27 protein-coding genes are annotated in these 25,428 nt (G+C 39.3%); 9 read left to right on the top strand and 18 right to left on the bottom strand.

All coding sequences use genetic code 11. The annotated features are described in order from the left end of the window. Positions 1-36: 36 nt before the first annotated feature. From ACOQO1_RS07930 to ACOQO1_RS07905, 6 genes are all read right to left on the bottom strand, one after another. The gene (locus tag ACOQO1_RS07930; protein WP_420602330.1) at positions 37-1,491 is read right to left on the bottom strand and encodes a serine hydrolase; all 1,455 of its coding nucleotides are present in this window, start codon (positions 1,489-1,491) and stop codon (positions 37-39) included. Positions 1,492-1,796: 305 nt separating this feature from the next. Then, a complete protein-coding gene (locus ACOQO1_RS07925) occupies positions 1,797-3,065 on the bottom strand; it encodes an adenylosuccinate synthase (RefSeq protein ID WP_420602329.1) in 1,269 nt (422 codons plus the stop codon). A 12-nt stretch (positions 3,066-3,077) separates the two neighbouring features. Continuing rightward, positions 3,078-3,533 carry a Fur family transcriptional regulator gene (locus tag ACOQO1_RS07920; protein ID WP_420602328.1) on the bottom strand — a complete coding sequence of 152 codons (456 nt, stop codon included), beginning with the start codon at positions 3,531-3,533 and terminating at the stop codon, positions 3,078-3,080. Between the two features lie 42 nt (positions 3,534-3,575). Continuing rightward, positions 3,576-5,780, bottom strand: coding sequence for a RelA/SpoT family protein (locus ACOQO1_RS07915; RefSeq protein WP_420602327.1), 2,205 nt, complete (start codon positions 5,778-5,780; stop codon positions 3,576-3,578). 44 nt (positions 5,781-5,824) lie between these two features. Then, on the bottom strand, positions 5,825-7,057 hold the full coding sequence (locus ACOQO1_RS07910) for a M48 family metallopeptidase (protein WP_420602326.1): 1,233 nt from the start codon (positions 7,055-7,057) through the stop codon (positions 5,825-5,827). A gap of 3 nt (positions 7,058-7,060) precedes the next feature. Further along, positions 7,061-7,879: a TrmH family RNA methyltransferase gene (locus tag ACOQO1_RS07905; RefSeq protein WP_420602325.1), complete on the bottom strand. Its 819-nt coding sequence runs from the start codon at positions 7,877-7,879 to the stop codon at positions 7,061-7,063. A 51-nt stretch (positions 7,880-7,930) separates the two neighbouring features. Here ACOQO1_RS07905 and ACOQO1_RS07900 point away from each other — a divergent pair, with 51 nt between their 5' ends. Beyond that, entirely contained in the window at positions 7,931-8,734 is an 804-nt protein-coding gene (locus ACOQO1_RS07900) for a DUF6503 family protein (RefSeq protein WP_420602324.1), read from the top strand. Here the strand turns inward: ACOQO1_RS07900 and ACOQO1_RS07895 are convergent. The 4 genes from ACOQO1_RS07895 to ACOQO1_RS07880 form a co-directional block, all read right to left on the bottom strand. Continuing rightward, positions 8,731-9,798, bottom strand: a complete 1,068-nt coding sequence (locus tag ACOQO1_RS07895) for a DUF3810 domain-containing protein (RefSeq protein WP_420602323.1) — start codon at positions 9,796-9,798, stop codon at positions 8,731-8,733. The two genes, ACOQO1_RS07900 and ACOQO1_RS07895, sit on opposite strands and share 4 nt — an antisense overlap. 147 nt (positions 9,799-9,945) lie before the next feature. After that, positions 9,946-11,055 (bottom strand): peptidylprolyl isomerase, encoded by a 1,110-nt coding sequence (locus ACOQO1_RS07890; RefSeq protein ID WP_420602322.1) that lies wholly within the window; start codon positions 11,053-11,055, stop codon positions 9,946-9,948. Then, entirely contained in the window at positions 11,052-11,618 is a 567-nt protein-coding gene (gldI, locus tag ACOQO1_RS07885; protein ID WP_420602321.1) for a gliding motility-associated peptidyl-prolyl isomerase GldI, read from the bottom strand. Before gldI ends, ACOQO1_RS07890 begins: the two co-directional genes overlap by 4 nt. Beyond that, entirely contained in the window at positions 11,615-12,631 is a 1,017-nt protein-coding gene (locus ACOQO1_RS07880; protein WP_420602320.1) for a DHH family phosphoesterase, read from the bottom strand. The genes gldI and ACOQO1_RS07880 overlap by 4 nt, the downstream gene beginning before the upstream one ends. Positions 12,632-12,782: 151 nt before the next feature. On the opposite strand from ACOQO1_RS07880, the gene ACOQO1_RS07875 reads away from it, so the two are divergent. Continuing rightward, positions 12,783-13,202: a nucleoside-diphosphate kinase gene (locus ACOQO1_RS07875; RefSeq protein WP_420602319.1), complete on the top strand. Its 420-nt coding sequence runs from the start codon at positions 12,783-12,785 to the stop codon at positions 13,200-13,202. A gap of 50 nt (positions 13,203-13,252) precedes the next feature. Here the strand turns inward: ACOQO1_RS07875 and ACOQO1_RS07870 are convergent, their stop codons facing one another. The 4 genes from ACOQO1_RS07870 to recF are packed head-to-tail and all read right to left on the bottom strand — an operon-like array spanning position 13,253 to position 15,585. Next, on the bottom strand, positions 13,253-13,759 hold the full coding sequence (locus tag ACOQO1_RS07870; RefSeq protein WP_420602318.1) for a GNAT family N-acetyltransferase: 507 nt from the start codon (positions 13,757-13,759) through the stop codon (positions 13,253-13,255). 26 nt (positions 13,760-13,785) lie between these two features. Continuing rightward, complete coding sequence (locus tag ACOQO1_RS07865; RefSeq protein WP_420602317.1) at positions 13,786-14,082, bottom strand: DUF721 domain-containing protein; 297 nt, start codon at positions 14,080-14,082, stop codon at positions 13,786-13,788. Continuing rightward, positions 14,082-14,504 carry a hypothetical protein gene (locus ACOQO1_RS07860; RefSeq protein ID WP_420602316.1) on the bottom strand — a complete coding sequence of 141 codons (423 nt, stop codon included), beginning with the start codon at positions 14,502-14,504 and terminating at the stop codon, positions 14,082-14,084. Before ACOQO1_RS07860 ends, ACOQO1_RS07865 begins: the two co-directional genes overlap by 1 nt. A 1-nt stretch (position 14,505) precedes the next feature. Further along, entirely contained in the window at positions 14,506-15,585 is a 1,080-nt protein-coding gene (gene recF / locus ACOQO1_RS07855; protein WP_420602315.1) for a DNA replication/repair protein RecF, read from the bottom strand. Between the two features lie 125 nt (positions 15,586-15,710). Between recF and ACOQO1_RS07850 the strand changes: the two genes are divergently transcribed. The 7 genes from ACOQO1_RS07850 to ACOQO1_RS07820 all read left to right on the top strand — a co-directional run bounded on the left by ACOQO1_RS07850 (position 15,711) and on the right by ACOQO1_RS07820 (position 22,021). Beyond that, positions 15,711-16,472, top strand: a complete 762-nt coding sequence (locus ACOQO1_RS07850; protein WP_420602314.1) for a tetratricopeptide repeat protein — start codon at positions 15,711-15,713, stop codon at positions 16,470-16,472. Positions 16,473-16,476: 4 nt separating this feature from the next. Beyond that, a complete protein-coding gene (gene ribH, locus ACOQO1_RS07845; protein WP_420602313.1) occupies positions 16,477-16,959 on the top strand; it encodes a 6,7-dimethyl-8-ribityllumazine synthase in 483 nt (160 codons plus the stop codon). Positions 16,960-17,109: 150 nt separating this feature from the next. Then, positions 17,110-17,394: a riboflavin synthase subunit beta gene (locus ACOQO1_RS07840; protein WP_097045854.1), complete on the top strand. Its 285-nt coding sequence runs from the start codon at positions 17,110-17,112 to the stop codon at positions 17,392-17,394. Next, positions 17,394-19,241 (top strand): DNA mismatch repair endonuclease MutL, encoded by a 1,848-nt coding sequence (mutL, locus tag ACOQO1_RS07835; RefSeq protein WP_420602312.1) that lies wholly within the window; start codon positions 17,394-17,396, stop codon positions 19,239-19,241. Before ACOQO1_RS07840 ends, mutL begins: the two co-directional genes overlap by 1 nt. Further along, a complete protein-coding gene (locus ACOQO1_RS07830) occupies positions 19,241-20,098 on the top strand; it encodes a rhomboid family intramembrane serine protease (RefSeq protein WP_420602311.1) in 858 nt (285 codons plus the stop codon). Before mutL ends, ACOQO1_RS07830 begins: the two co-directional genes overlap by 1 nt. A gap of 3 nt (positions 20,099-20,101) precedes the next feature. Further along, positions 20,102-20,968: a rhomboid family intramembrane serine protease gene (locus ACOQO1_RS07825; RefSeq protein WP_420602310.1), complete on the top strand. Its 867-nt coding sequence runs from the start codon at positions 20,102-20,104 to the stop codon at positions 20,966-20,968. A gap of 285 nt (positions 20,969-21,253) precedes the next feature. Continuing rightward, complete coding sequence (locus ACOQO1_RS07820) at positions 21,254-22,021, top strand: endonuclease/exonuclease/phosphatase family protein (RefSeq protein WP_420602309.1); 768 nt, start codon at positions 21,254-21,256, stop codon at positions 22,019-22,021. On the opposite strand, the gene ACOQO1_RS07815 is transcribed toward ACOQO1_RS07820, so the two are convergent. The 4 genes from ACOQO1_RS07815 to dapB are packed head-to-tail and all read right to left on the bottom strand — an operon-like array spanning position 22,010 to position 25,428. Next, complete coding sequence (locus ACOQO1_RS07815) at positions 22,010-22,318, bottom strand: DUF6122 family protein (protein ID WP_420602308.1); 309 nt, start codon at positions 22,316-22,318, stop codon at positions 22,010-22,012. The genes ACOQO1_RS07820 and ACOQO1_RS07815 overlap by 12 nt on opposite strands. Further along, a complete protein-coding gene (locus ACOQO1_RS07810; protein ID WP_420602307.1) occupies positions 22,311-22,943 on the bottom strand; it encodes a WbqC family protein in 633 nt (210 codons plus the stop codon). Before ACOQO1_RS07810 ends, ACOQO1_RS07815 begins: the two co-directional genes overlap by 8 nt. Further along, positions 22,940-24,679: a signal peptidase I gene (lepB, locus tag ACOQO1_RS07805; RefSeq protein WP_420602306.1), complete on the bottom strand. Its 1,740-nt coding sequence runs from the start codon at positions 24,677-24,679 to the stop codon at positions 22,940-22,942. Before lepB ends, ACOQO1_RS07810 begins: the two co-directional genes overlap by 4 nt. Before the next feature lie 47 nt (positions 24,680-24,726). Further along, positions 24,727-25,428, bottom strand: coding sequence for a 4-hydroxy-tetrahydrodipicolinate reductase (dapB, locus tag ACOQO1_RS07800; RefSeq protein ID WP_420602305.1), 702 nt, complete (start codon positions 25,426-25,428; stop codon positions 24,727-24,729).

Genomic DNA, 25,428 nt, shown 5'->3' with positions numbered 1-25,428 from the left:
AATTTATGCTCATAATGGGGTTATTGCCGATTACAGTTACTCTTTTTCCAGAGTTTTTTCCAGTTTTTCGGAGGCACCTTCATAATTGAGCGCGATTGCCTTTTTTAAGCTGTGGATTGCCTCCTTTTTTTGACCGTTTGCAAGATAGGCATCGGCCAGACTGTCCCATGTGTTACCTTCTTCCTTAAATAGCAGGGTGTTTTTTCTAAATAGTTCTATGGCCCATGTTATATCTTCATCCATGATCATATACCCAATTCTGTTAAAAACTTCGGAGTCTTCAAAATCAGCTTTATGGTCTTTTTCAATGGTATTATAAAGTTCTTCTGCCTGATCTGAACTATGGTTTTTTATAAAATCAAATACTAAGAAGTATGGATTTTTTCTTATCGGTGTTGGTACAAACTCTGGATCAAAAATAATTTTCTCAACAGCGTAGGCCAATCTGCCGACTTTTGGACTATTGGAGTTGGTGGCATATACTATGATCAGCTCATCCTCTGGTATCCATATAATGGTATGTGAAAAACCTCCATTGGACCCATTATGGGTAATTCTCTTGGCACCTCGGTCCGAGCTTGTTATTCCCCATCCGTAAGAAGTGTGGAAAGATTTCCGGGCATTTGAAACATAAGGTGTGGTATAGGCCTCAAAAAGCGATTTGGTCAAGATGGTATTGGAACTTAGCGCATGCATCCATTTAAGCATATCATTTTGGGTTGAATTGATACCACCATTGCCTTTTAGGTGCCATGATACTTTTTGGTCTTCTTTATAGCGCATTACCGTAGATCCTATGTTCATTACATTCCTAACGTACCCTTTGGCCAATGTGGTTACATTCCAATTGGGATTCAAATATCCTGTTTGCATCATTCCCAAGGGCTTAAAAAGGTGTTGATGCAAAAATGCTTCATAGGTTTCCCCAGAAGTTAGTTCTATGATTCGAGCTAAGATGCTATACCCTATATTGGAATAGGCATATGCAGAACCGGATTGGTGGAGAAGCTTGCTTGCGAATACTTTTTTAAAGAATTCTTCTGTTGGTACATGGTCAAAATCGTTTCCAATGGTTTCTATTAGGCCTGAAGAATGAGTCAATAATTGATGAATGGTTATATTTTCTTTGTCATCAGGAATATTTGGAAAATATTTAATTATCGAATCTGAAGTTTTTAGTTTGCCCAATTGAACCAATTTTAAGATGGCGGCTCCCGTAAATTGTTTTGTGTTGGAACCTATGTCGAAAACGGTATTCGGGGTGTTGGTAATGCCATTTTCTTTATCGGCCATTCCATAACCTTCATTAATAATCACTTTCCCGTTTTTGACCACTAACATTGCTCCGGAGAACCCATTGCCTATACCTTGGGTCAGGTAGTTGTCTATTTTGGTATGTAGAGGATTATTTTTTTTGGTCATTTGAGCATTTGATAGGGTTGCTCCAATGAACAGGAATGAAAGGATAAGAGTAAAAGCTGTTATTTTCATATTTAGAAATTTGATTTTTGTCTTGGACGACAAAATCACCAAAGGGGTACCATTTCTCATTTATTACTAATTGGCAGGCATGGTTTTGTTGCAACCAAGTCTGAAAAGTACATAGCTACGAATTATATAAAGGGCTTACCATACATGCGTAAAATGACATCTGCGAATCCAAAGAATCCTTACTTGAAGAAGAAAAGATGTCCCGTACCGACTCAAACCGCTTCGGTAGCTTATTGAGAGTACTTTGTGGTAATGAAAAAGGCCGCATTGCGGCCTTTTTATGTTTGGTTCATGAAAAATGTATACTACCTGTGAATGGTCTGCAACCTATCCGGTCCTACTGATACAATTTTAATGGGTACGTTCAATTGCTCCTCCAAAAATGCAATATAGTCGTTAAGCGAAGGTGGCAGTTCTTCGGCCTTGGTCATTTTGGTCAAATCCTTGGCCCAACCTTTCAGTTCTGTATAAACGGGAGTGATATTTTCACTTTCTATATTGTAGGGTAGGTGTTGTATTTCCTCTCCCTTGTATTTGTAAGCGGTACATACCTTAATGTTCTTGAACCCACTTAATACATCGGCCTTCATCATCATGAGTTCCGTAACTCCATTGATCTGCACGGCATATTTAAGAGCTACCAAATCCAGCCATCCGCAACGTCTGGCCCTTCCGGTGGTGGCGCCAAATTCGTTTCCTACACGGCCCATGGTCTCACCGTCTTCATCAAAAAGTTCGGTAGGGAAGGGGCCACTGCCCACTCTGGTGGTGTAGGCCTTAAAAATTCCCAATACCCGTCCAATTTTATTGGGCGCAACACCCAAACCGGTACACGCTCCGGCCGCAGTGGTGTTGGATGAGGTTACAAAGGGGTAGGTTCCAAAATCGATATCCAACAACGAACCCTGGGCGCCCTCCGCCAATATTTTTTTACCCTCGGCCTGCGCCTTGAACATATATTCCTCACTGTCTATAAAGGTGAGTTTTTTAAGTTTTTCCACAGCTTCGAAAAACTCGGTCTCCAATTCGGCAAGATCATACTGGATATCCACATTGTAGAACCCGATCATGGCCTCGTGCTTATCAGCCAATGTGCGGTACTTTGTTTTCCAGTTGTCAAATTCCAAATCCCCAACACGCATTCCGTTTCTGCCCGTTTTGTCCATATAAGTTGGACCTATACCCTTAAGGGTAGATCCAATTTTGGCTTTTCCCTTGGCCGTTTCAGAGGCTGCATCCAACAAGCGGTGCGTTGGCAAAATAAGGTGGGCCTTTCTAGAGATCAATAACTTGGAAACAATATCGATGTTGAATTTATCAAGATTGTCAAGCTCCTTTTTAAAGATCACAGGATCTATAACAACACCATTACCTACAATGTTCATGGCATTTTTATGAAAAATTCCAGAAGGAATGGTGTGCAGAACGTGCTTTATACCATCAAACTCCAAAGTGTGCCCTGCGTTGGGACCTCCTTGAAAGCGGGCTATTATATCATAATCTTTGGTAAGTACATCAACAATTTTTCCTTTTCCCTCGTCTCCCCATTGGAGTCCAAGCAATAAATCTACCATGAAGTATATTGGTTATTCAGTTAGGTTTTCTTCTTTGTTTCGTGTTCCGTAGAAATAGAGTGAGTGGTTGTTGATCTTGATATCAAAAACCTCTTCAATAGTTTTTTTGATGGATTGGATACGGGGATCGCAAAATTCGACCACCTCTCCGGTGTCCGTTAGGATGACATGATCGTGCTGACGGTCAAAATAGGATTTCTCGTATTGCGCCTGATTCTTGCCAAACTGATGTTTGCGTACCAGTTTACAGTCCAATAAAAGTTCAATGGTATTGTACAGCGTGGCACGACTGACCCGGTAATTTTTGGTCTTCATTTTAATGTAAAGGGATTCTACATCAAAGTGGTCATCACTATCATAAATTTCCTGTAAAATGGCGTAGCGTTCAGGTGTTTTTCTATGCCCCTTTTCCTCTAGGAAGGAAGTGAACACATTTTTTACAATTTCCTGATTTTTATTGTTCCCCATAGCTTTCTCACCTATGCTAAACGACAAAGGTACAGCTAAAAATTAAATTCTGGTCACTTTGTCTATCCCTTCAACCTGCTTCAAGTTATTGATCAGCTTTTTTAGAATATTATTGTTTTTTACCACCAGCGTAATTTTACCTGTAAACGTACCTCCATCTGCACTAAAATTAAGGTTTCGCATGTTCACGTGCATGTTGTCCGATATAATATTGGTAATATCGTTGACCAGCCCTAAATTGTCTATTCCCGTAATTTGGACATCAACCGTAAATTCTTCTTGGGTGGAATCTATCCACTTGGCGGACATGATCCTGTAAGCATAATTGGATTGCAGGGAAATGGCATTGGGACAGTTCTTTTTATGCACTTTAATACCATCGTTGACGCTTACAAAACCAAAAACATCATCACCCGGGATGGGATTGCAGCATTGGGAGAGTTTATAGGTCAATTTCTCCTCTTCCTTTCCAAATACAAGCATATCATACTTGGTGGTAATCTCTTCCTTATTGACATCCTTGGGCGTTGGATTTCTCCGAATCTTGTTTTTAAAGAAGTTGAGAAAGGCGTTGTGATAGGATGAGGCAAAATCCTTTATGCGCTCATTGTCTATAACCCCAATTCCCACGCGGTAAAACAGGTCCAAACTTGTCTTAAGCTTAAAATAAGTGACCAGCTTATTGACGGTGTCCTCGTTCAGTGTAATCTTTTGCGACTTTAATTTTCTGCGCAATACTTCTTTTCCATCAACGGCAATGTTCTTTTTCTCTTCACTGAGTGAAGATTTTATTTTTGACCGTGCTCTGGCTGTTTGGGCATAATCCAACCAACTTTGGTTGGGTTTGGCACTTTCTGAGGTAATGATCTCTACCTGATCGCCACTGCTCAGTTCTGATCCCAATGGAACCAATTTACCATTGACCCTTGCCCCTCGGGTTTTCATGCCTACTTCGGTATGGATATGGAAGGCAAAATCCAAAGGAGTGGCCCCTTTGGGCATTGATTTTAGATCACCTTTGGGCGTGAACACAAAAATTTCCTTGGAATAGAGGTTCAGTTTAAATTCCTCCACAAAGTCAACTGCATTGTTGTTGGATGTTTCCAATGCTTCCTGTAACCTGTTCAACCAATCCTCTATACCCTGCTCTTTTTGCTCGCCATGTTTGTATTTAAAATGTGCGGCATAGCCTTTTTCAGCAATTTCATGCATTCGCTCACTTCGTATCTGAACTTCCACCCATTTCCCCTTGGGCCCCATAACGGTAATGTGCAGGGCTTCATAACCCGTAGATTTTGGAGAAGTGATCCAATCCCGCAAACGAATGGGATTGGGGGTAAAGTGATCGGTTACAATGGAGTATATTTTCCAGGCCAGGAACTTTTCGTTCTTGCGGTCGGATTTATAGGTGATCCTAATGGCGAATTTATCATAGACTTCATCAAAAGAAACATTTTGGGCCTTCATTTTTCTTCGAATGGAAAAAATGGACTTCATTCGCCCCTTAATGTCGTAGTTCAATCCCTCTTTGTCCAAAGAGGTTCTGATCACATTGGAAAAATCCTCAATATAGGCCAGTTGTTCTTCCTCGGTATCCTCAATTTTGGCCTGGATGTCTTTGTAGACTTCCGGCTCCGTATATTTTAAACTTAAATCCTCAAGATGGGTTTTAATATTATAGAGTCCTATCCTGTGGGCCAGTGGTGCATATATGTATAGAGTCTCCGATGCTATTTTTACTTGTTTGTGCTCTGGCATGGCGTCCATGGTGAGCATGTTATGGTAGCGATCGGCAATTTTTATGATGATCACCCTTACATCATCGTGCAAGGTCAGCAGCATTTTTCTAAAATTTTCCGCTTGCTGACTGATGTCCTTGTCTTTTTTTAGGTGTGCGATCTTGGTTAGTCCATCCACGATTCGTGCTACGGTTTCACCAAACATGCGCTCAATGTCATCCAGAGTATATGGAGTATCCTCCACCACATCATGAAGCAAGGCAGAGGCTATCGAAACTGCATCCAGTCCAATTTTGGAAGCGACAATTTTGGCAACGGCTATGGGATGGAAGATGTAGGCTTCCCCAGATTTTCTACGTTGGTCCTTATGGGCATCCACGGCCACGTCAAACGCAGAACGTATCAACTTCTTGTCCTCGGTGGTCAAGGTCTGATAGCTTATACGAAGCAATTCCTTGTACTGCTTCGCAATCTCTTTGTTCTCTTTTTCAATCGCAGCCTCCGTCATAGTATATTAAAGTTAGCACAATCTTTAAAGCTAACCAACAAAAATTATGCCTTTAAGTTTTTAATTCGTTCAACAAGAGGCGGATGGGAATAATGAACAAAAACATAGGCAGGGTGGGGGGTAAGGTTGCTCAAACTGTTTTTGGACAGTTTTTTTAGTGAGGTTACCAAGGGTGTGGCCGCAAAAGTGTTTTTTGCATAATCGTCTGCCTGGAACTCAAATTTTCTGGACATATAGTTCATGGCCAATCCCGTGACTTCTGAAATGGGACTGTAGAGCAGCACAAAACCAACCAACCCCGCATGAAAACTTGGTGTGGAAACCCCAATGGCCAATGATATTTCGGGAATATTGATGAATAGGGAAAGAATATACAGTGTAAAGCCCATTAACAGTAAAGAAGCCAATAGGTTAAAAATGATGTGCTTTCGTTTGTAATGCCCTACTTCGTGTGCCAAAACGGCCACAATCTCTTCTTCGCTCAGATCATTGATCAAAGTGTCGAACAAGGTGACTCTTTTTTCCTTGCCGAATCCTGAAAAATAGGCATTAGCCTTGGTGGAGCGCTTGGAACCATCAATCACAAAAATATTTTTAAGGTCAAAACCGACCTTTTGGGCATACCCCTCAATGGCATTTTTTAAACTTCCTTCGGCAAGCGGGGTTTGTTTATTGAAAATAGGTACGATCAATCTGCTATAGAACAAATTCATGAACAGGATTACCGAACCAATTAAAATCCAGGTATATATCCAAAAGTTTGGACCTGTCCATTCATAAAAAAGGATAAACAGTGCCAATATTCCTCCGCCAAAAACAGTGGTAAGTACAGCACCTTTGATCTTATCCAGAAAGAACAGTTTTTTGGTAGTTTTATTGAATCCAAAGCGCTCTTCAATAACAAAGGTTTGGTAGTAGGCGAAGGGAAGTCCCAGAACACTACTTCCCAAAAGGATAATTCCAAAGAAAATCAAGGTCATAGGTATGATTTCTTCCGAGATGGAACGTGTAAGACCATCTATCCATTCGAACCCTCCAAACAATAAAAAACATAAGGTTAAAATCAACGAAAAGCCATCCGATAACAGCCCAAACTGATAATTGGTCTTTTTATATTGCTGTGATTTCTGATATTCCTCAGCATTGAACACATCACTTAGTTCATCAGGAACATTGGAACTGAATCGCTTTGCATTTAGGTATTCCAATACTTGTTGAACCAAATATTGCACAACTAAAATGATGATAATGATGTAGAAGAGAGTAGTTTTTTCCATAGGCTAGTATCCACGTTGCCGCTTCGCTTCAAATATAAGTATTGCGGCTGATACGGAAACGTTCATGGAATCAATTTCACCCTGCATGGGGATAATCACATTTTGATCCGCATTTTTTAGCCATGTTTCTGATAATCCGGTTGCCTCGGTGCCAACCACAATGGCCGTGGCCCCTTCAAAATTGCACTCCACGTAGTTTTTGGATGCCGTGAGTGCCGCGCAATAGATATTAACGTTTTTTGATTTGAGAAACTGGATGATTTCTTCTGTTGTCCCCACACCTATTTGATTGGTGAACACGCAGCCCACACTAGAACGGATGATGTTGGGATTGTACATATCCGATCTTGGATTCGCGATAAGTACGGCATCCACCGCTGCGGCATCTGCAGTGCGCAACAATGCACCAATATTGCCCGGTTTTTCTGGAGCTTCTGCAACAAGAACCAGTGGATTTTGAGTTTTAAACCTGATTTTTTCCAGCGTATGCTCCTTACTTTTTCCAATGGCCAGAATCCCTTCCGTGGTTTCCCGATATGCTATTTTCTCATAAACTGATTTGGACAGTTGGATCAGTTCAATATGTGGATTTTCGGAAATGGGGTTTTCCAAAGAACCGGCTAGGATTTCAGGACAGAAAAGTAGCGTTTCAATAGAATATCCTCCTTTTTCGGCGAGTTCAATTTCCCGTTTTCCTTCAACAATAAAAAGTCCCGTTTTCTTTCGTTCTCTAGACTTTTCCTTAAGCAGTACTACTTTCTTTATTAAGGGATTTTGCGTACTGCTGATGAGTTTGGCTTCCTTCACGACCCAAAAATACATATTCTTGTAATCTTAGGAGATCAATTCCGACAAAGGCGCAAACTAGAGACAATGAAAAAAACAGCCATCGTTCTTCTTGCACTTGCCATTGGAGCATGTAAGCAGGATTCAAAAAAAGAGCAAATCAAGGAGAATACCCAAGTAATGAAAGTGGAGTCAGCTCCAATGTTGCCAGAAGCGTTGACCAAGGTTTTTGACGCTCATGGTGGATTAAATGCGTGGAGAGACCAACGTACGCTAATCTACGAAATGCCCAAAACGGATTTTACCGAGACACACACCATAGATTTATGGAGTAGGAGGGATAGGGTGGACACTCCGCAGTTTTCCATGGGATTTGATGGTAAACAAGTGTGGCTGTTGGATACGGATAAAACATATAAAGGAGATGCGGGGTTTTACCATAATCTGATGTTCTATTTCTATGCTATGCCGTTTGTTTTGGCAGATGATGGGATAAATTATGGCGAAACAGAAGCTTTGGAGTACGAGGGAAAAAGTTATCCAGGGGTTAGTATTTCATATGATTCTGGAGTTGGAACGTCTCCCAAGGATGAATATTTTATTCATTTTGACCCCGAAACCAACAAAATGGCTTGGTTGGGGTATACGGTAACCTATAGAACGGGAGAAGTCTCAGATAATGTAAAATGGATTCGGTATGATGATTGGCAAGAAATTGATGGTTTAACCCTTCCAAAATCGATTACATGGCACAATTATGAAGGACCAAAAATTTTGGATGCCCGAAGCAAGGTCCCATTTGAGGGTGTTGTTTTGAGTGAGGCAGTCAAGTCACATGACTTTTATTCCAAACCAGAAGGTGCCGATTTTGTAGAAGTAAAGCAGAATTAAAATGTGTGGTGTTGGTGGTAGCTTATGAGCAATCCCACTACACTGTTGTAGCTTTTAATGCCTTCCTCTTGATTGTTCACTTTTAGAAAGGTGTTAAAAATGGATTTGAAGACGGGCTCCAAAGGGTTTTCGTATTGTTCCCAAAACTCTGAGACTTCCTTGTAGTTTTTTTTGACCCCTGGATTAAGCTGTGGTAATATTTCCTTGAATTTTACTTCATCTACCCTGGAAAGGTCAGAGAGGCAGTATGCCAAGGCATGGGAATAGGCGGCATATTTAAAATAAGGGTTATCGTTTTGTGAGGTGACCAAAAAACCTATAAAATTGGTGGCATCCTCTGCAGAATAACCAAGCTGATGACCAACTTCATGGCCGCTTACGGTTGGCAACCTATATGGAGGAGTTATTCCATTTACCTGGGCTTCATTGGAAAAAGGATTTAGATAACCTCCGTAACCCATATAGGTCAGTGGTAGGCTATAAATAGAGGATTTAAGACTAGGTCTTTTGTATTCAAAATCAGGGTAACTGTTCTTTAGTTTGGAATACCCTTCTTCCGTTTTCTTGAATATTTCCTTTTTGGAATAGGGAATTTTAACTAGATCAATAGTATCTCCGGTAATTTCGGTTTGATATTCGTTCGATTTTTTGATAAGATATGAGGTAAAGGACACTAGTTGTTCCTTGGTATACTCCTTTTCTATGCCCAACTTCCATGTAATGGGCTGTCGATAATAATTCATGCCCCAAAGCAGGTGAAAAGCAAAATATGCAATGGATAGCACCACAACAATTTCTTTAAGAAAAAGCAGAGGTTTCTTTATAATGGTTTTCCAGTGCCGATATAGATATCTAACGGCCAAAATAACAAGTACGGTATAGAAAAGGTCACCGATGGAAAAGGGAATCCACCCAAAAAGTGTTCTTAAAAACTGTGAGATGCGCGGGTATATTCCATTACTGTAATAATTTTCAACAAAATCTGGATAGCTTCCAATCCACTTTACCAGAATTACTTGCACCGGTAAGGCTATGGCTATAATTGTCTTGAGCTTTTGTCCCATTAAATGGTGTGAAAATGCATTTGGAACTTCTAATCTAATTCTTAATTCTTAGATTCCCAATAAGGTTCACCATCTTAACAAACCTTTGTGTAAAAATAAAAAAGCGGCACATTTGTGCCGCTTTTTTATTTATGTATCTATTGCGTTTTATTCTTGGATACCGGTAATCTCCAAATCAAAGATTAAATCGGAATTTGGAGGGATTGGGCCGCCGCCCTGAGGTCCTAATCCTAAATGAGGTGGAAGAAAAATACGTAGTTTATCCCCGATTTTCATAGTGAGCAGGCCTTCCCTAAATCCAGGAAACAATCTTGCTTCTGGACTATAATCCATAGGCACGGGCATATACCCACCACCTTGTTTTCTTCTAGCATCAAACTTATTGAACTTTGTGGCTACTTCTTCAATATTACTATCAAACAAGGTGCCGTTGGGGAGCCAACCTGCATAGTCCACCAATACTTTTTGTCCAACCTTTGGTTGTTCACCTTCTCCTTTGACCAATGTATAGATCTTAAGTCCGGAAGGAGTTTCTTCAGCTTCTTCCTTTTGTTTTTTCAACTCTGTAACAAAATCATTCATCATCTTTTTGTTGGCAGCTTCTGCAGCCTCTTCCTCGGCAAAATAGTCGGTCATTACCTGGACCGCATCAAATTTTTTGGCTGCTTTGCCATTGCGCACAATTTCCACTTTGTTCATGACCACATCAACCTTTGGTTTGTTGGCAGGTGCAAGGACTTCTACACCTGCAATGGTGTCAACTACATCCATTCCATTCACTACTTCGCCAAAAACGGTATGCTTCCCATCCAACCAAGGAGTTTCTTTATGCGTGATAAAGAACTGGCTTCCGTTGGTCTTGGGTCCAGAATTGGCCATGGATAGAATTCCTTTTCCGGAATGAACCAAGGAATCATGAAACTCATCCTTAAACTTGTATCCAGGATTTCCTCTGCCGGTTCCGGTTGGATCACCACCTTGAATCATAAAATCTTTGATGATTCTGTGGAAAATGATACCGTCATAATATTTTTTTCCTTTAAGGCTGTCGCTTACAAATGGATTGTTGCCCTCGGCAAGTGCAACAAAATTAGCCACGGTCACTGGAGTTTTTTCGTGTTCCAACTTGACAATAATGTCGCCTCTGCTTGTTTGGATGTCGGCAAAAATTCCATCTCCCAAATCTGCATACTTGCTAGACTTGCATCCAAGGAATACAATTGACAATAAAGTGATTAAAACAAGTGATTGTTTCATTGATCTTCTGTTTTTAAGTTTAAACTATCTTGATTTATAATGATTGTGTGTAATTCCACTGTTGATTTTAAAGGTGTTCTTGGGCCAATACTATTTCCGTCTCCATGATATCCATAGGCCTGTAAAGATGGAAACAAAAATGTTGCCCGCTCATTGATTTTGAGCAACTTTACCGCATTTTGTAAACCGGGAAACAATTGCTCTTTGTCCACCATATAAGAGGTGGGACCTTTATCTTCCATGGTATACAGGGTATCATTGCCAAAAGTTACCAGATTGTATGAAAAAAGTATCTGGTCGTTGGTTTTTGGCGTATAGATGGAAGTTTCGTTCTTGGCATCGAAATAATACCAAAATCCGTTGGGACTGGCTATGTATTCATGAACGGTATCTTTTTCAATGATACTTTGTATCATTTTCTCTTCAGTCTCTAAAAGTTGCTTATTTCTTTCAACCGATTCTTTGAAAAAACTACCGGATTTTACCTCTACTGGTTTTCTTGGTTCTGGTCCACCGCAATTAACCAAGAGTAACGCCATAAAAAGAAAAAGTACAGTTCTCATGGATTTAATTGGCTTTTATAGTTTTTTAGAATGGTATTGAATCGTTCAACGGTTTCATCCATGCTTGCATCGCTTCTTCCACCAGCGGCATTGTCGTGACCTCCACCGTTAAAATGTTCTCTTGCAAATTCGTTCACCGAGAAATCACCAATAGAACGAAATGAAATTTTGATAATACCTTCTTCCCGATTTTCAATAAAAATCAGGGCAAAATTGATTCCTTCCAGAGTGAGTCCATAATTTACAAAACCTTCGGTATCTCCTTTTTTGAAATCATGTTCATCCAGTTCTTGTTGGGTCAAAGTGATATAAGCGGTTCTGTACTCGGGTAAAATGACCATATTGCTCAGCGCAACCCCCAATAAATGAAGGCGCGAAGGAGAGTTGTTATCAAAAACTTGTTGATGGATTTGCATGTTGTCCGCTCCGCGGTCAATTAAATCAGCAACCACTCGATGCGTCCGACTAGATGTTGACCGATATTTGAATGAGCCAGTATCCGTCATGATTCCTGTATATAAATTGGTGGCGATATCTTTGGAGATACCATCTACTTCACCTAAATATTCAATAAAATTATAGACCATTTCACAGGTAGAGCTCATGCTCACATCAGAATAGGTGACCTTGGCATAATCACCGGGTTGCTGATGGTGGTCGATCATGATAAAATCCGCACTTTTCTCTTTCAGTACTGCTTCTAACTGCCCAGTTCTGGATAGGTCATTGAAGTCAAGTGTGAATACAACCGTGGCTTCTTCCAATAATTTTTTGGCTTCGGAGTTTTCCCGTTCATAATTTAATACGAGGTCACTTCCCGGCATCCATTTTAGAAACTTAGGGAAATCATTTGGGCTTACAACAGTCGCTTTTTGACCTTTTCCCAACAAGAAACTTTGAAGCCCTAAACATGAACCAATGGCATCGCCATCAGGGTTTTTATGAGGTATGATTACTATTTTTTGGGGCTTGGAAAGAATAGACTTTACTGTCTTAATATCCTCTAAATTCATGCGGGCAAAGATACAATAATATACATAGAAGCGAATGTTGGAATTTTTGTTTTTGTTTTAGGAGAAATTAGATTTCACACCATTTACTAAAACCTTCTTTTAGTCTTGTCCGTTGATTGAAAAAGCGTAAGTTTGCGCAAAATTTAAAAAAATGACTGGAAATAGAACATTCACCATGATTAAACCAGATGCTGTTGAAAATGGTCATATTGGTGCAATTCTGGAAAAGATAACTGCTGCAGGTTTTAAAATTGTGGCAATGAAATATACGCAGCTGAGCAGAAGGGACGCTGAGGAATTTTATGCTGTTCACAAAGAACGACCTTTCTTTGGGGAGTTGGTTCAGTTTATGACCAGAGGTCCTATTGTATCTGCTATTTTGGAAAAAGACAACGCTGTTGATGATTTTAGGGCGTTGATTGGTGCTACCAACCCTGATGAAGCGGCTGAAGGAACCATCCGCAAACTATTTGCCACAAGTATTGGAGAAAATGCTGTTCATGGTTCGGATAGCGATGAAAATGCAGCGATTGAAGGTGCTTTCCATTTTTCTGGAAGAGAAGTGTTCTAAGTAATCGATATATAGATTTAATTTAAAAGGCCACTCAACTGAGTGGCCTTTTATGTTGAAAAAAGGAGGTATTCTTTTTCATCGGCTTTTGGTTTTATTGTACCATTCTCCAAAAGCCCAATTTTGCGGATCAAATTTTGGGAGCCAATGTTCTCATCCGTTGTGATGGCCAAAATACGGGGTAATTTCAGCTTTTCCTTTCCATATGCCAAAATAGCCAAACTGGCTTCATGGGTATAACCCTTTCCCTCCCGTTCTGGAAGAATTGCAAACCCAATATCGGGATCATCCAAGTAGTCACGTTTTACCAAACCACAAATACCAATAGGTTCCAATGAACTTTTCAAACACATTTTGTACAGACCATAGCCATTGCTCTTGTAGGAGGCTATCAAGCTGGATTTTATGTACTCTTTGGCCTGTTTATCGGTTTTTACCCCTCTATCTCCAATAAACTTTATCCAATTTGGACTATTCAGGAGTTTTTTAAAGAACGGATAATCCTTGGTTTCTGCTTCAATAAGTATCAACCTTTCTGTTTCAACAATTTTTTTCACTGATTCTTTGATAATCGGTTAACATACTAGCGGAGCACTATTTTTTTTACCAAATCTTTCCCCAATTCCTCATTCAATAAAGTGATGATCTTGGTTTTCCCCAGACTGAGTTCTTCTCGTAAAACAGAGGACGAGAGTGATACAAACAAAGTTTCGTTTCTCAACTCTACACCTGTGGTGTAATTGTTTACCCCGTTCCCCATCAATTTCACCCAGGCGTTTTTTACATCGACCTTGTCCATGCCCTTTTGAAGCTTATTCTCTTTGATAAACTCACTCAAAGCATCACTTAGCGGAATGTGTGAATTATGTCTTTTGGCCATTATTTTGGTATTACAATGGGTTGAAAGCGTGAATAAGAATATAAAACTCCTTCTTCATTGAGCACTGAAAAGGAAGTAGAGTCCAATTGGGTTAATTTTTCTTCCCATTCGCTAAGATTGTTCTTATATATTAAAATATATGTATCGTTTATGGGTTGAATTTTAAAAGCTTCCATATCTTGGGAAGTGTTGTATGTACCGGTAAACTTGGGTTGGACTTTCTTCCGAAACCCTTCCATGTTTTCCATATGGATAAAATCGATGGTAGAATTTACTGAATAATTTTTCTTTGTTCCATCCGGAAATTCCACTTCCGAAATTTCCCAATATCCATTTAAATGCGTTAAATCTTCTTTTGAAATCGTTGTTTCGCGACATCCTATTAACACAAAAAAGGAATACAGAATCAAAATCTTCTTCATGTTACAAGGTAAAGATTTTATAGCTCTGACGAATGCTTTTAACTACATTTTCGGTACGCTCCGCGTGAGTATCGCTTATGAATATCTGACCAAAATTGTCGTTGTCCACTAAAGCGACTATTTGGGAGACCCTATTTTCATCCAATTTGTCAAAAATATCATCCAGTAATAGAATCGGGGTGGTTTTGGCCTGTTCTTTTATAAAATGGAACTGTGCCAGTTTTAAAGCAATCAGAAAGGATTTTTGCTGACCTTGGCTTCCAAATTTTTTGATTGGATGCCCCGCAATGGTAAAACTCAGGTCATCTTTGTGAACACCAACACTTGTATATTGGATGATCCTGTCCTTGTCTATGGCCCCTTCCAAGAGTTCCAATAACCCCTTTTCCGAAAGTTGACTTTCATAAGACAGCATTATTTGTTCCTCCTTGTCAGTGATATGGGCGTATTGTTCCTTGAATATGGGAAGGAAAGATGAAATAAAGGCAACTCTTTTTTCATGGATTTCGGTGCCTAGGGTGTGTAACTGCTCGTTATAGATTCCAAGTGTATTTTTATCAAAGGTGTTGTTAGCTACAAAATACTTCAGCAAGGAATTACGCTGAACCAGAACTTTGTTGTATTTGATCAAAGTTTGCAGATATCCTTTATCGGACTGCGAAATTACCCCGTCCATGAACTTTCTTCGGGTATCGCTCCCTTCAATAATCAGGTCACGGTCAGATGGAGAAATAATCACCAAAGGCAAAAAACCGATATGTTCCGAAAATTTTTCATAAGCCTTGCCATTCCTTTTAATGACTTTTTTCATGCCTTTTTTAAAGCTGCAGATGATTTTTTCGGTTCTTTCATTTTTTTCAAACTCCCCTTCAACCACAAAAAAATCTGTTCCGTGCTTTATGTTTTGCGTGGATACTGAATTAAAGTAACTTTTTCCAAAAGACAGGTGGTAAATGGCATCTAAAATGTTGGTCTTTCCTACGCCATTGTCCCCAACCAAACAGTTAATGACAGGGTCGAATTCCAAGTTTTTGGAAGAGAAGTTTTTGTAATTAACTAAAGATAAATGCTTTAAAAACATAAAAAGCTAGAGATGTATGGCTTTTTGATCATGTGACGACCAATTAAAGATTCCAAAAATAACGAATAAATTACCTTTTGGTTTTGGATAAAAACTTTATTTTTGCGCGATTAATTAAATCAAGGATGGCAACATACAAGAAGCGAGGCTTTAAGCCAAAAAATAAAGTTGAAGAAGCTCAATTGGACGAACAGAACAGTACAACTGCTGAGGTTTTTAGTACTTTGGATGAGAGTGCTTCCAAAACTGAGGCTTGGGTTCAGGCCAACCAAAATTATATTTTGGGAGCAATTGCGGTCATCGCCGTTGGAGTTCTTGGATATTTAGGATACAATGAATTCATCCAAAAGCCAAAAGAAGCTTCTGCAGCTAATGAATTGTTCTACCCACAACAATATTTTGACCAGGCACTGACCAGTGAAACGGCAAAAGATTCGTTGTTCACATTGGCTTTGAACGGTGCGGAGGGTAAATATGGTTTCTTGGACATTATGGAAGAATATAAGGGGACCAAAGCGGCAAATTTGGCCAAATATTCAGCAGGAATGACTTATTTGAACCTGCAACAATACGATCAGGCAATTTCGAATTTGGAGAACTTCTCATCAGATGATGCGGTATTGGGAGCTATGGCCAAAGGAGGCATTGGCGATGCATTTTCCCAGTTGAACCAGCCTGAGGATGCGTTGGACTATTACGAAAAAGCTATAGCTCACAGTAGTAACGAGTATACTGCACCAAGATTTTTATATAAAGCTGGTGTAATTGCCATGGATTTGGGTCAAAAAGAAAAAGCCTTAGGTTTCTTTGAGCGAATCAAGAATGAATTTTCCGCTTCTCAGGAAGCCAATGGCGTAGATGTGCTCATAGGGTTGGCTAAAAACTAAGCCGATGGCCACAGAAAATAAAAACTTATCGGCATACGATAAGACCACAATCCCAAACGCGAAGGACCTTCGGTTTGGGATTGTTGTTTCTGAGTGGAACGAAGCCATTACAGAGGGACTCTACAAGGGTGCTTTTGATGCTTTATTGGATTGTGGAGCCTTGGAGGAGAATATTCTTCGCTGGAACGTTCCCGGGAGTTACGAGCTTACTTTTGGATGCAAAAAAATGCTGACCTCTCAAAATTTGGACGCCGTAATTGCCATAGGAAGTGTAATCCGAGGAGAGACCAGTCATTTTGACTATGTGTGCTCTGCCGCCGCACAGGGAATCAAAGACCTGAACGTGCTTCATGACACTCCTGTTATTTTTTGTGTGTTGACTGATGACACCTTGCAGCAATCCATAGACCGCAGTGGGGGGAAACATGGCAATAAAGGAACTGAGGCCGCAATTGCAGCCATTAAAATGGCGATGCTGGGAAAATAAGTTCAAACTCAAGCTTAGGATATCTTCGGATTTGAACTTTATTTTTGATTTCTGCACTTGAACTTCCAACGCTGTTAACATTTTTTGGCAGTACGGGTCATTTCTGTTTTTCGATTTTAAGTACCTTTGAGGATACACGAAAAGGATGCAATGCGAAATTTTCTAAAGCTTAGAAAAAATAGGACTTATAATTACTCACCAAGGTATTACAAGGGAGAGGGCAATCCTTATAAAATAGAACACAAACTAGATAAATTCCGAACTACTGCGCATACGCAAAGAGGTATAAAAAACAAGATTTCCTCGGCAGTGGATGATTTAAAGAATGAAGGGGACAAGAATATAAAACTTCGTTTTCTTGTTATCGTGGCAGTTTTGATATTGCTTTTCCTTTTTATCATCGACTTTGATTTATCCATATTCCTGAATCCATAATGGCGGACATCATTAAACTTTTGCCAGACCATGTGGCCAATCAAATTGCTGCAGGGGAAGTGGTTCAGCGACCAGCTTCGGTAGTAAAGGAACTGTTGGAAAATTCCATAGATGCAGGTGCTACCTTGATAAAATTGATTGTTAAGGATGGTGGCAAAGCCTTGATTCAAGTGGTTGACAATGGCCTTGGAATGAGTGAAACTGACGCCCGACTTTCCTTTGAGCGACATGCAACTTCCAAAATATCCAGTGCACAGGATTTGTTCAACCTTGAAACCAAAGGGTTCAGGGGCGAAGCATTGGCATCCATAGCCGCAATTGCCCATGTGGATATGCAGACCAAGACTGAAAATGCAGAAATAGGGGTGCATTTAAAGATTGAGGGCAGCAAAATAAAATCCCAAGAAGTGGTGGCTACCCCGAAGGGAACATCCATTTCGGTAAAAAATCTATTTTTTAATATTCCAGCGCGACGCAATTTCCTGAAATCAAACCAGGTGGAGCTACGGCATATTACGGATGAGTTTCACCGGGTCGCCTTGGTACATCCCAATATCGAATTTCATTTTTATAACAATGGTTCGGAAATATTTAATTTGCCAAGGGCAAACCAAAGACAACGGATAGGGCATGTTTTTGGAAGTAAAATGACAGACCGTCTGGTTCCGGTAAATGAGGAAACAGAAGTTGTGAAGGTTTCTGGATTTGTTTGCAAACCAGAATTTGCCAAAAAGAGCAGGGGAGAGCAGTTTTTCTTTGCCAACAACAGATTTATTAAAAGTCCGTATTTGCACCATGCTGTGGTAGCCGCTTTTGAGGGTTTGATAAAATCGGACCTGTATCCAGGTTACTTTTTGTACTTGGATGTGGATCCGGCATCCATCGATATCAACATACACCCCACAAAAACAGAGGTTAAGTTTGATGATGAAAACACCATTTATGCCATTTTGCGTTCAACCATAAAGCATAGCTTGGGTCAGTTTAATGTTGCCCCGGTTTTGGATTTTGAACACGACCCAAATCTAGATACTCCGTATGCCTATAAGGAGAAAGGGGCAGTGATTCCAAAAGTTACTGTGGATGCCACTTTTAATCCGTTTCAGGAGGCAGCCAAAAGCTCACCAAGCAAATCCTCATATCAAAAGACCAGTGCAAAAGGCTGGGAAAACTTGTATGATGGCCTTGATAAAAACATAGACACAGATAACTTCAGCAGTTTGGAAATTGAATCAGATACAGCGGTTCAAGGAACCATGTATTCAGATTCGGAAGAAGAAACACAAACTGGGATTACTTTTCAGCTCAGGCGAAAATATATTGTGAGTACCATCAAATCGGGAATGCTGGTCATTCATCAAAATAGAGCCCATGAGCGTATACTTTTTGAAAAGTTTTTGGGGGAGATTACGGTTAAGGAAGGGATTAGCCAACAACTTTTGTTTCCTTTGGAATTATCATTCTCCCAACAGGAGCGGGTTATTTTAAAAGAGATTCAAGAAAGTCTGATAAATGTTGGTTTTGCATTTGAAAGTTTGGAAGAAGAGACTGTTAAAGTGACAGGTGTACCCTTGCTGCTTTCCGAAAGTGGAATTGGCACGGTATTGGATCGGATAATTGCTGATTATAAGGAAGGATTTGAAGGAAGTTCAATTTCCCAAGCAGAGTTGTTGGCCAAAGGATTGGCCCGGAATTTAGCTGTGAAATCAGGTGAGGTTTTGGACCAAGAATCACAATTGGCCCTGGTCAATGATCTATTTGGTTGTAAGGAACCTAGCTTAAGTCCGTTCCAAAAATTGACATACACTACGATCTCCGAAGGAGATATTGAAAAAAAGTTTAGTTAATGTTTAGACTTACAGGAACAATAAAACACATAATCATAATCAATTTTTTGCTATGGATAGCAACATTGACTATTGGTAACTACGGGGAACCTCTTAGTGGGCTATTGGCACTACATTTTCCTTTAAGTGATCAATTTGAATTTTGGCAGTTGATTTCCCATATGTTTATGCATGCATCTTATGTGCTACGTCCGGGAGGAGGGTATGAGATTTATTTCCCCCATATTCTAGGAAATATGTTTATGTTATGGATGTTTGGAAGCTCTGTTGAGCGAACCTTGGGAAGGGATAAGTTTCTTTTCTTCTACTTTTCAGCTGGTATAGGTGCTGCAATTATTACTTTGGGATTTGATTATTTTAACTACCTCTCGATTATTTCTAATCTTTCAACTGATTTGGATACAAGTATTTTGAAGGAAATTTTAAATATTGATGCAACTAATGGTAAGGGCTATATCACGAGTGAGCTGTTTTCTCAAAAACTACTCCCGATTTTGAGTGAAAGTAATATTAATATTGGACAACAAGATTTTAGGACATTATTTGAGCTAAATGCTTCAGGTCTAGGGTTTAAATCAATGCTAGGTGCTTCAGGTGCTATGACAGGAGTTTTGGTTGCATTTGGGATGCTTTTTCCTGAATCACGTTTAATGTTGATTTTCTTTCCCGTTCCAATTAAAGCAAAGTACTTTATACCTGCGATAATTGGATTGGATTTGTTTTCAGCTATTACTGGGGTTTCTATTTTCAGTCCAAGTAATACTGCATATATAGCGCATTTAGGAGGAGCTCTGATTGGTTTTATTATGATGTGGTATTGGAAAAAGAATGAGTTTAACCAAAATCGATGGGATTAGGTTATGGCAAGCGGGGGACTACAATATAATTTTGCTCGACTTAGCATTGCGGAAAAGCTCATTGCACTGAATGTGCTTGTATTTATCTTGGATGGTTTATCCAGGGCATTGCTGGGGAATTCCGTGGCTAACTGGTTTGAATTGCCAAAAGATTTCACAGAATTTTTTGGCCAACCCTGGTCTTTAGTTACCTATTCTTTTTTTCATGCAGGTATAGGCCATATTTTCTGGAACATGATCATGCTTTATTTCTCAGGAAGGATTTTCTTAAACCTTTTTGATAACCAAAGGTTTATAAACGTATATTTTTTAGGGGTAATTTTTGGAGGAATTGTTTTTTTGCTTAGCTACAATGTATTTCCCACCCTTTTAGATACAAATTCAGTATTAATAGGAGCCTCAGCAGGGGTGACTGCGGTTTTAATTTTTATCTGTGCGTACATTCCAAACCAGGAGGTACGGATTATCTTTTTTAATGTTAAGCTATGGCATGTAGGGGCATTTTTCATTTTGGTGGACTTAGTTCAGATTGCCTATGGCGGAAATGTTGGTGGTAGATTGGCGCATTTGGGTGGTGCATTCCTGGGGTATGTGTATGCACGTCAGCTGTTGAAAGGCAATGATATTGGGTCGGGTTTTACCAAGTTTAGGGATGCAGTTGTACAACTTTTTAAACCAAGAGAAAAAAAAGCCCCCATGAAAACAGTGTATAAAAAGAAGACTGCTAAAAATAAGAGCACGGCTGATTATGATAAGGAGGCCCATCAACGTAAAATAGATGGTATTTTGGATAAAATAAGCAAATCAGGTTACGAAAGCTTATCCAAAGCAGAAAAGGATTTTTTGTTTAAAGCGGGAAAAGAAGATTAAGTTGTGAAAAAAGGCTCAGGTATTTTTTACAAGATAGTTTTTTACTTTAACCTGCTTTTTGCTCTGGTGACCGGGATAGCGCTTTTAATACCTTATACACCTGTAACCTTTATACCGGCTTTGTCCGCAATAAGTTTAATTGTACCGCTGTTGGTATTTGTCAATGTTGTATTCGTGCTATTTTGGCGAATACGCAAGAAAAGAAAATACTGGTTATCGCTGATTTTATTGATTCTATGGTATATTGTGTTAGGGCCTTTTTATTTATTTTCCAAACAAAAGGAAGTGAAGGATAATAAGGATAGTTTCTCGATCATGTCTTTCAATGCTCGAGGATTCAACAAGAATGGACAAATAAAAATCCCTCATGTAGATAGTTTGATTATTGATTTTGTTGAAATGCAAAATCCTGATATCCTATGTTTTCAGGAGTGTCATTATAATATGAAGAATAATAACGCTTTGAGCCAGTATAAATACAAATTTGTGAATTATAGTAAAGCGAACTACCCCCAAAAGGTGATTCAAGCCATTTATTCCAAATTTCCAATAATAAAGGTAGATTCTATCTATTTCCCAGAAACTTCAAACGGTACAATCTATGCAGATATTCTTATGGGAAAGGACACGTTAAGAGTTTACAATGTCCATTTACAATCATTTAAAATTATCCCCAGAATGAAGACCTTTAAAAAAGAGAGGTCGACCAAGTTAATGGCAAGGATTAGAAATACCATGCTTAAACAGTATGAGCAGGCCAAAATAATACGGGAAAACATGGAAAAATGCGAGTATAAAAAAATCATTGTCGGAGATTTTAATTCCACGCAATATTCCAATATTTATAGGCTGATTAAGGGGGATTTTGATGATTCTTTTTTGGAAAGAGGCAAAGGATTTGGGAGGAGTTATGATTTAAGGGGATTGCCAATGCGTATTGATTACATTTTGACTGACCCGGCTTTTGAAGTGATTTCTCATCAGAACTTTGATGAAAAATTATCGGATCACTATCCAGTTATGGCCACACTTCGACTTAAATCAGAGGAGTAAACAATCAGCCATATCCGCAATGATATGAATAATCAAAGCTAAACCTATTATTCTTGTCTTTTTAAAAAATGGTAAGATACAGTACAGCATAATGGCCCAATAGCTGTGCAAGGGATGAAAATTGATACTGCAACGGTTGGGGTCAAATATGGGCTCAGCCAGAACATGGTCAACATCAATTAGCATTCCGGCCAGAAGTATGAGTATGATCTTGATTCTATTGTCCTTAAAAAATACAAGCCCTATTATAATGGGAACAAGAAAGTGAATTCCGTAATGGACAATGAACCTAATCATTCAAAAAATCCAGAGATTGATTTTTTAGATAATCGAGTGTATTTGTTCCCTCATTGAACAACAAATCAAGAATGCTGAGATTAGGTACAAAACTATGCCGCTCTTCAAAGACTTGGGAATATAGCATTGGTTTAAAACTCAAAGGTTTTTTTGCCTCAACCAAAAATCTTGCATCTAAAATATCAGAAGGAGTGTTTTCATAAGTTTTGGTGAATTTTTCAGAAGTGTTTAGGCCCAAACATTCACATACTACATTAATGGTCTTTACATTAAAATCAAAAAGGGAATGTGTCGGATTTTTGAATAAAGGCCTCAAATCATCTTCATAAAACTCAAAAAAGGGTGAGGTTCTATAGGCCGTTTCCAATGTGCGCCAATGTTGTTTTTGCCAATGGGAGGAATTGTCGATTTCAACATCTTTGTACTTTTGACGCCCTTCATTCCCACCCACATGTTTTATGGGAATGTTAAGCATGTGCTTTCCTCTATCCGTGCAGATATAACAACGATTTCGGTATGTCTGCTTCTGAAAATTGTCATGTGCTTCCCAAACCACATCATTTTGAACGATTACGGCAAAGGTGGCAATACTGGGAAAATAGGTAGGATGAACTAAGGTACTCAAGAGTTCTTTTTTCTCCGTTTTCTAAAAAAGTCATACACAAACCACGCTCCAATTACCATCAAAAAATACTTGAGGTATGAAACAGGTTCGCCACTACCCCCAACGGTGGTAAAGATGCGATTCCATCGAGGACGCCAATTGACCAATCCTTCCTTGAAGTTGTCAAAACTCATCCACAGAAATACAGGTTTCCCAACAATATGATTGGCAGGAACGTAACCCCATGTTCTACTATCTTCAGAATGATCTCTGTTGTCTCCCATCATCCAGTAATAATCTTGTTTAAAGGTATAAGAGTTTGCCTCTTGGCCATTAATAAAGACCTTTTGTCCGCTCACCTTTACATCATTGTATTCGTAATCCCTAATGATCTTCTTATACAAAGGGATGGTTCTATAGTTGATTTCTACCGTAGCTCCTTCTTTGGGAAGATATATGGGACCAAAATTATCGTTGTTCCAAGGGTACAGATTAGGTTTTTGTGGGAACGCCCCTCTGTAAACTCCTTTGCCCTCATTTGTTCTCACAATAGAATCGATGCTCTGGTTCTCTTGAAGTTTGGCAACCATTTCATCCGTTAGATTGGCAATTCTTTCCCTTGGTTTTTCTTCTGTCAAGGAAAGACGTAGTTGTCTTATGACTTCAGTTGGTATCCCTTTTTCCTCGGTTATGAGTTCAATTTTCCCATCTGGGGTCCTATTTGCACCTAAAACAAATGGAGCTAATGCATTATACTGTTCCTGACTTAAGTTTCCTGCAAAGTATTTCCTTAAATAATCAGATGCATCAACCTCGGTCAACAATCTGCTTGACACTCCATTTTTGGCATAGATGGTATAATTATACATCACTTTTGCCCGATCGGAAAGTTGTAGTTTTTTGCCATTGATATAAACAAAACCATCAATCACTGCAAGTGAATCACCTGGTGTTCCTACACATCTTTTTACATAATTGGACTTTTTATCTATAGGTTTTTTTACGGCTTTTTCAGCTTTGAAGAACTGGTACAAGGTATCTGAAGGCAAACTGAAAACCACAATATCATTCTTTTTAACTTCTTGAAAACCAGGAAATCGCATATAAGGCAATTGCAGTTTATTCTTCCATGAAGTTTTGTATGTTGCAGGGTCAACATCTGCGATGTACGACCTTTTTTTAAGTCCTGGAAGGGTATCATGAACCATTGGTGCTGCCAATGTGGTCATTGGAATTCTTGCCCCGTAGTGGAACTTGCTCACAAAAAGAAAATCCCCAATCCTCAATGTACGTTCCAAAGAACCAGTTGGAATTACATAAGGCTGAATGAAATAGGTGTGCACAAAGGTAGCAGCTACTATGGCAAACACAATGGAGCTTACCCATTCTCCTAAACCTGTTCTAGGCTTCAAATCACGATCCTCAATGTATTTTACGTCTTCAGCATAATTGATGTAATAAATGTAAAAGCCAAGGGTTAGAATCACTGCCCATGTGTCCAAAAGCTTGTTTTTACCAAAACTTCGAATGGTTTCAACCCAAACTACAGGAAACATCAATAAATTGATAATGGGAATAAACAACAAAAGTACCCACCACCATGGCCTGTTAATGATTTTCATTAAAACTATACCGTTGTAAACGGGAATTGCAGCCTCCCAAGCTTTTCTACCAGCTTTTACATAGAGTTTCCAAGTTCCCAAAAAGTGAATTACCTGTATGATCAGAATAAAAATGATCCACTGTGTACCGTCCATAAAGAAGTTTATTTTTTTAGACTAAAAGTCTAGAGCGTTGTTACGTTTTATTTTAGATTTAACACATCTTTCATAGAAAAAACACCAGTTTTTCCAAGAATCCATTCTGCGGCTATCACTGCACCCAATGCAAAACCTTCTCTATTGTGGGCGGTGTGCTTAATTTCAATATCATCCACTGCGCTTTCATAGACAATAGTATGGGTTCCAGGAACGGTGCCTTCGCGTTTGGATGTTATGGAAATGGATTTCTCACCAAATTCATCCAATTTCCAGTCTATGTAACCAGTGTTTTCAATGATTCCTTCAGCCAAGGTGATAGCTGTACCGCTTGGTGCATCCAATTTTTGTGTATGGTGTATTTCCTCCATGGAAACTTGATATTGATTCAATGTAGACATCATTTTTGCCAAATAGGAATTCAACTCAAAAAACACATTGACCCCCAAGCTAAAATTTGAAGCATAGATAAAAGCACTCTTGGTTTGATTGCAAATTTCAATTGCTTTTTCATAGTTGGATAACCATCCTGTAGTACCCGATATGACAGGAACTCCATTTTCAAAACAGCTAGTGATATTGTTGAAAGCAGCATCTGGAGTACTAAAATCAATGGCCACGTCCATGCTTTTATAGTCTACTTCAGTGGAGCCAACATCAACTTTGGCTACTATGGTATGGCCTCTTTCCTGAGCAATTTGCTCAATCATTTTGCCCATTTTCCCATAGCCGAATAAACCAATGTTCAT

The sequence above is a fragment of the Flagellimonas sp. genome (genome assembly GCF_965222555.1).
Classification (GTDB): Bacteria; Bacteroidota; Bacteroidia; order Flavobacteriales; family Flavobacteriaceae; genus Flagellimonas.
This window is presented reverse-complemented; position numbering and strand designations above follow the sequence as displayed.

Excerpts from the sequence above, each read along its gene's own strand:
- ACOQO1_RS07890 (WP_420602322.1), bottom strand. The coding sequence starts at position 11,055 with ATGAAACAATCACTTGTTTTAATCACTTTATTGTCAATTGTATTCCTT.
- dapB (WP_420602305.1), bottom strand. The coding sequence starts at position 25,428 with ATGAACATTGGTTTATTCGGCTATGGGAAAATGGGCAAAATGATTGAG.
- recF (WP_420602315.1), bottom strand. The coding sequence starts at position 15,585 with ATGTTTTTAAAGCATTTATCTTTAGTTAATTACAAAAACTTCTCTTCC.
- ACOQO1_RS07925 (WP_420602329.1), bottom strand. The coding sequence starts at position 3,065 with ATGGTAGATTTATTGCTTGGACTCCAATGGGGAGACGAGGGAAAAGGA.
- ACOQO1_RS07905 (WP_420602325.1), bottom strand. The coding sequence starts at position 7,879 with ATGTATTTTTGGGTCGTGAAGGAAGCCAAACTCATCAGCAGTACGCAA.
- ACOQO1_RS07815 (WP_420602308.1), bottom strand. The coding sequence starts at position 22,318 with ATGATTAGGTTCATTGTCCATTACGGAATTCACTTTCTTGTTCCCATT.
- gldI (WP_420602321.1), bottom strand. The coding sequence starts at position 11,618 with ATGAGAACTGTACTTTTTCTTTTTATGGCGTTACTCTTGGTTAATTGC.
- ACOQO1_RS07840 (WP_097045854.1), top strand. The coding sequence starts at position 17,110 with ATGCGAAATTTTCTAAAGCTTAGAAAAAATAGGACTTATAATTACTCA.
- ACOQO1_RS07830 (WP_420602311.1), top strand. The coding sequence starts at position 19,241 with ATGTTTAGACTTACAGGAACAATAAAACACATAATCATAATCAATTTT.
- ACOQO1_RS07920 (WP_420602328.1), bottom strand. The coding sequence starts at position 3,533 with ATGGGGAACAATAAAAATCAGGAAATTGTAAAAAATGTGTTCACTTCC.
- ribH (WP_420602313.1), top strand. The coding sequence starts at position 16,477 with ATGGCCACAGAAAATAAAAACTTATCGGCATACGATAAGACCACAATC.
- ACOQO1_RS07875 (WP_420602319.1), top strand. The coding sequence starts at position 12,783 with ATGACTGGAAATAGAACATTCACCATGATTAAACCAGATGCTGTTGAA.
- ACOQO1_RS07900 (WP_420602324.1), top strand. The coding sequence starts at position 7,931 with ATGAAAAAAACAGCCATCGTTCTTCTTGCACTTGCCATTGGAGCATGT.
- ACOQO1_RS07880 (WP_420602320.1), bottom strand. The coding sequence starts at position 12,631 with ATGAATTTAGAGGATATTAAGACAGTAAAGTCTATTCTTTCCAAGCCC.
- ACOQO1_RS07865 (WP_420602317.1), bottom strand. The coding sequence starts at position 14,082 with ATGGCCAAAAGACATAATTCACACATTCCGCTAAGTGATGCTTTGAGT.
- ACOQO1_RS07825 (WP_420602310.1), top strand. The coding sequence starts at position 20,102 with ATGGCAAGCGGGGGACTACAATATAATTTTGCTCGACTTAGCATTGCG.
- ACOQO1_RS07850 (WP_420602314.1), top strand. The coding sequence starts at position 15,711 with ATGGCAACATACAAGAAGCGAGGCTTTAAGCCAAAAAATAAAGTTGAA.
- mutL (WP_420602312.1), top strand. The coding sequence starts at position 17,394 with ATGGCGGACATCATTAAACTTTTGCCAGACCATGTGGCCAATCAAATT.
- ACOQO1_RS07860 (WP_420602316.1), bottom strand. The coding sequence starts at position 14,504 with ATGAAGAAGATTTTGATTCTGTATTCCTTTTTTGTGTTAATAGGATGT.
- ACOQO1_RS07915 (WP_420602327.1), bottom strand. The coding sequence starts at position 5,780 with ATGACGGAGGCTGCGATTGAAAAAGAGAACAAAGAGATTGCGAAGCAG.
- ACOQO1_RS07895 (WP_420602323.1), bottom strand. The coding sequence starts at position 9,798 with ATGGGACAAAAGCTCAAGACAATTATAGCCATAGCCTTACCGGTGCAA.
- lepB (WP_420602306.1), bottom strand. The coding sequence starts at position 24,679 with ATGGACGGTACACAGTGGATCATTTTTATTCTGATCATACAGGTAATT.
- ACOQO1_RS07930 (WP_420602330.1), bottom strand. The coding sequence starts at position 1,491 with ATGAAAATAACAGCTTTTACTCTTATCCTTTCATTCCTGTTCATTGGA.
- ACOQO1_RS07910 (WP_420602326.1), bottom strand. The coding sequence starts at position 7,057 with ATGGAAAAAACTACTCTCTTCTACATCATTATCATCATTTTAGTTGTG.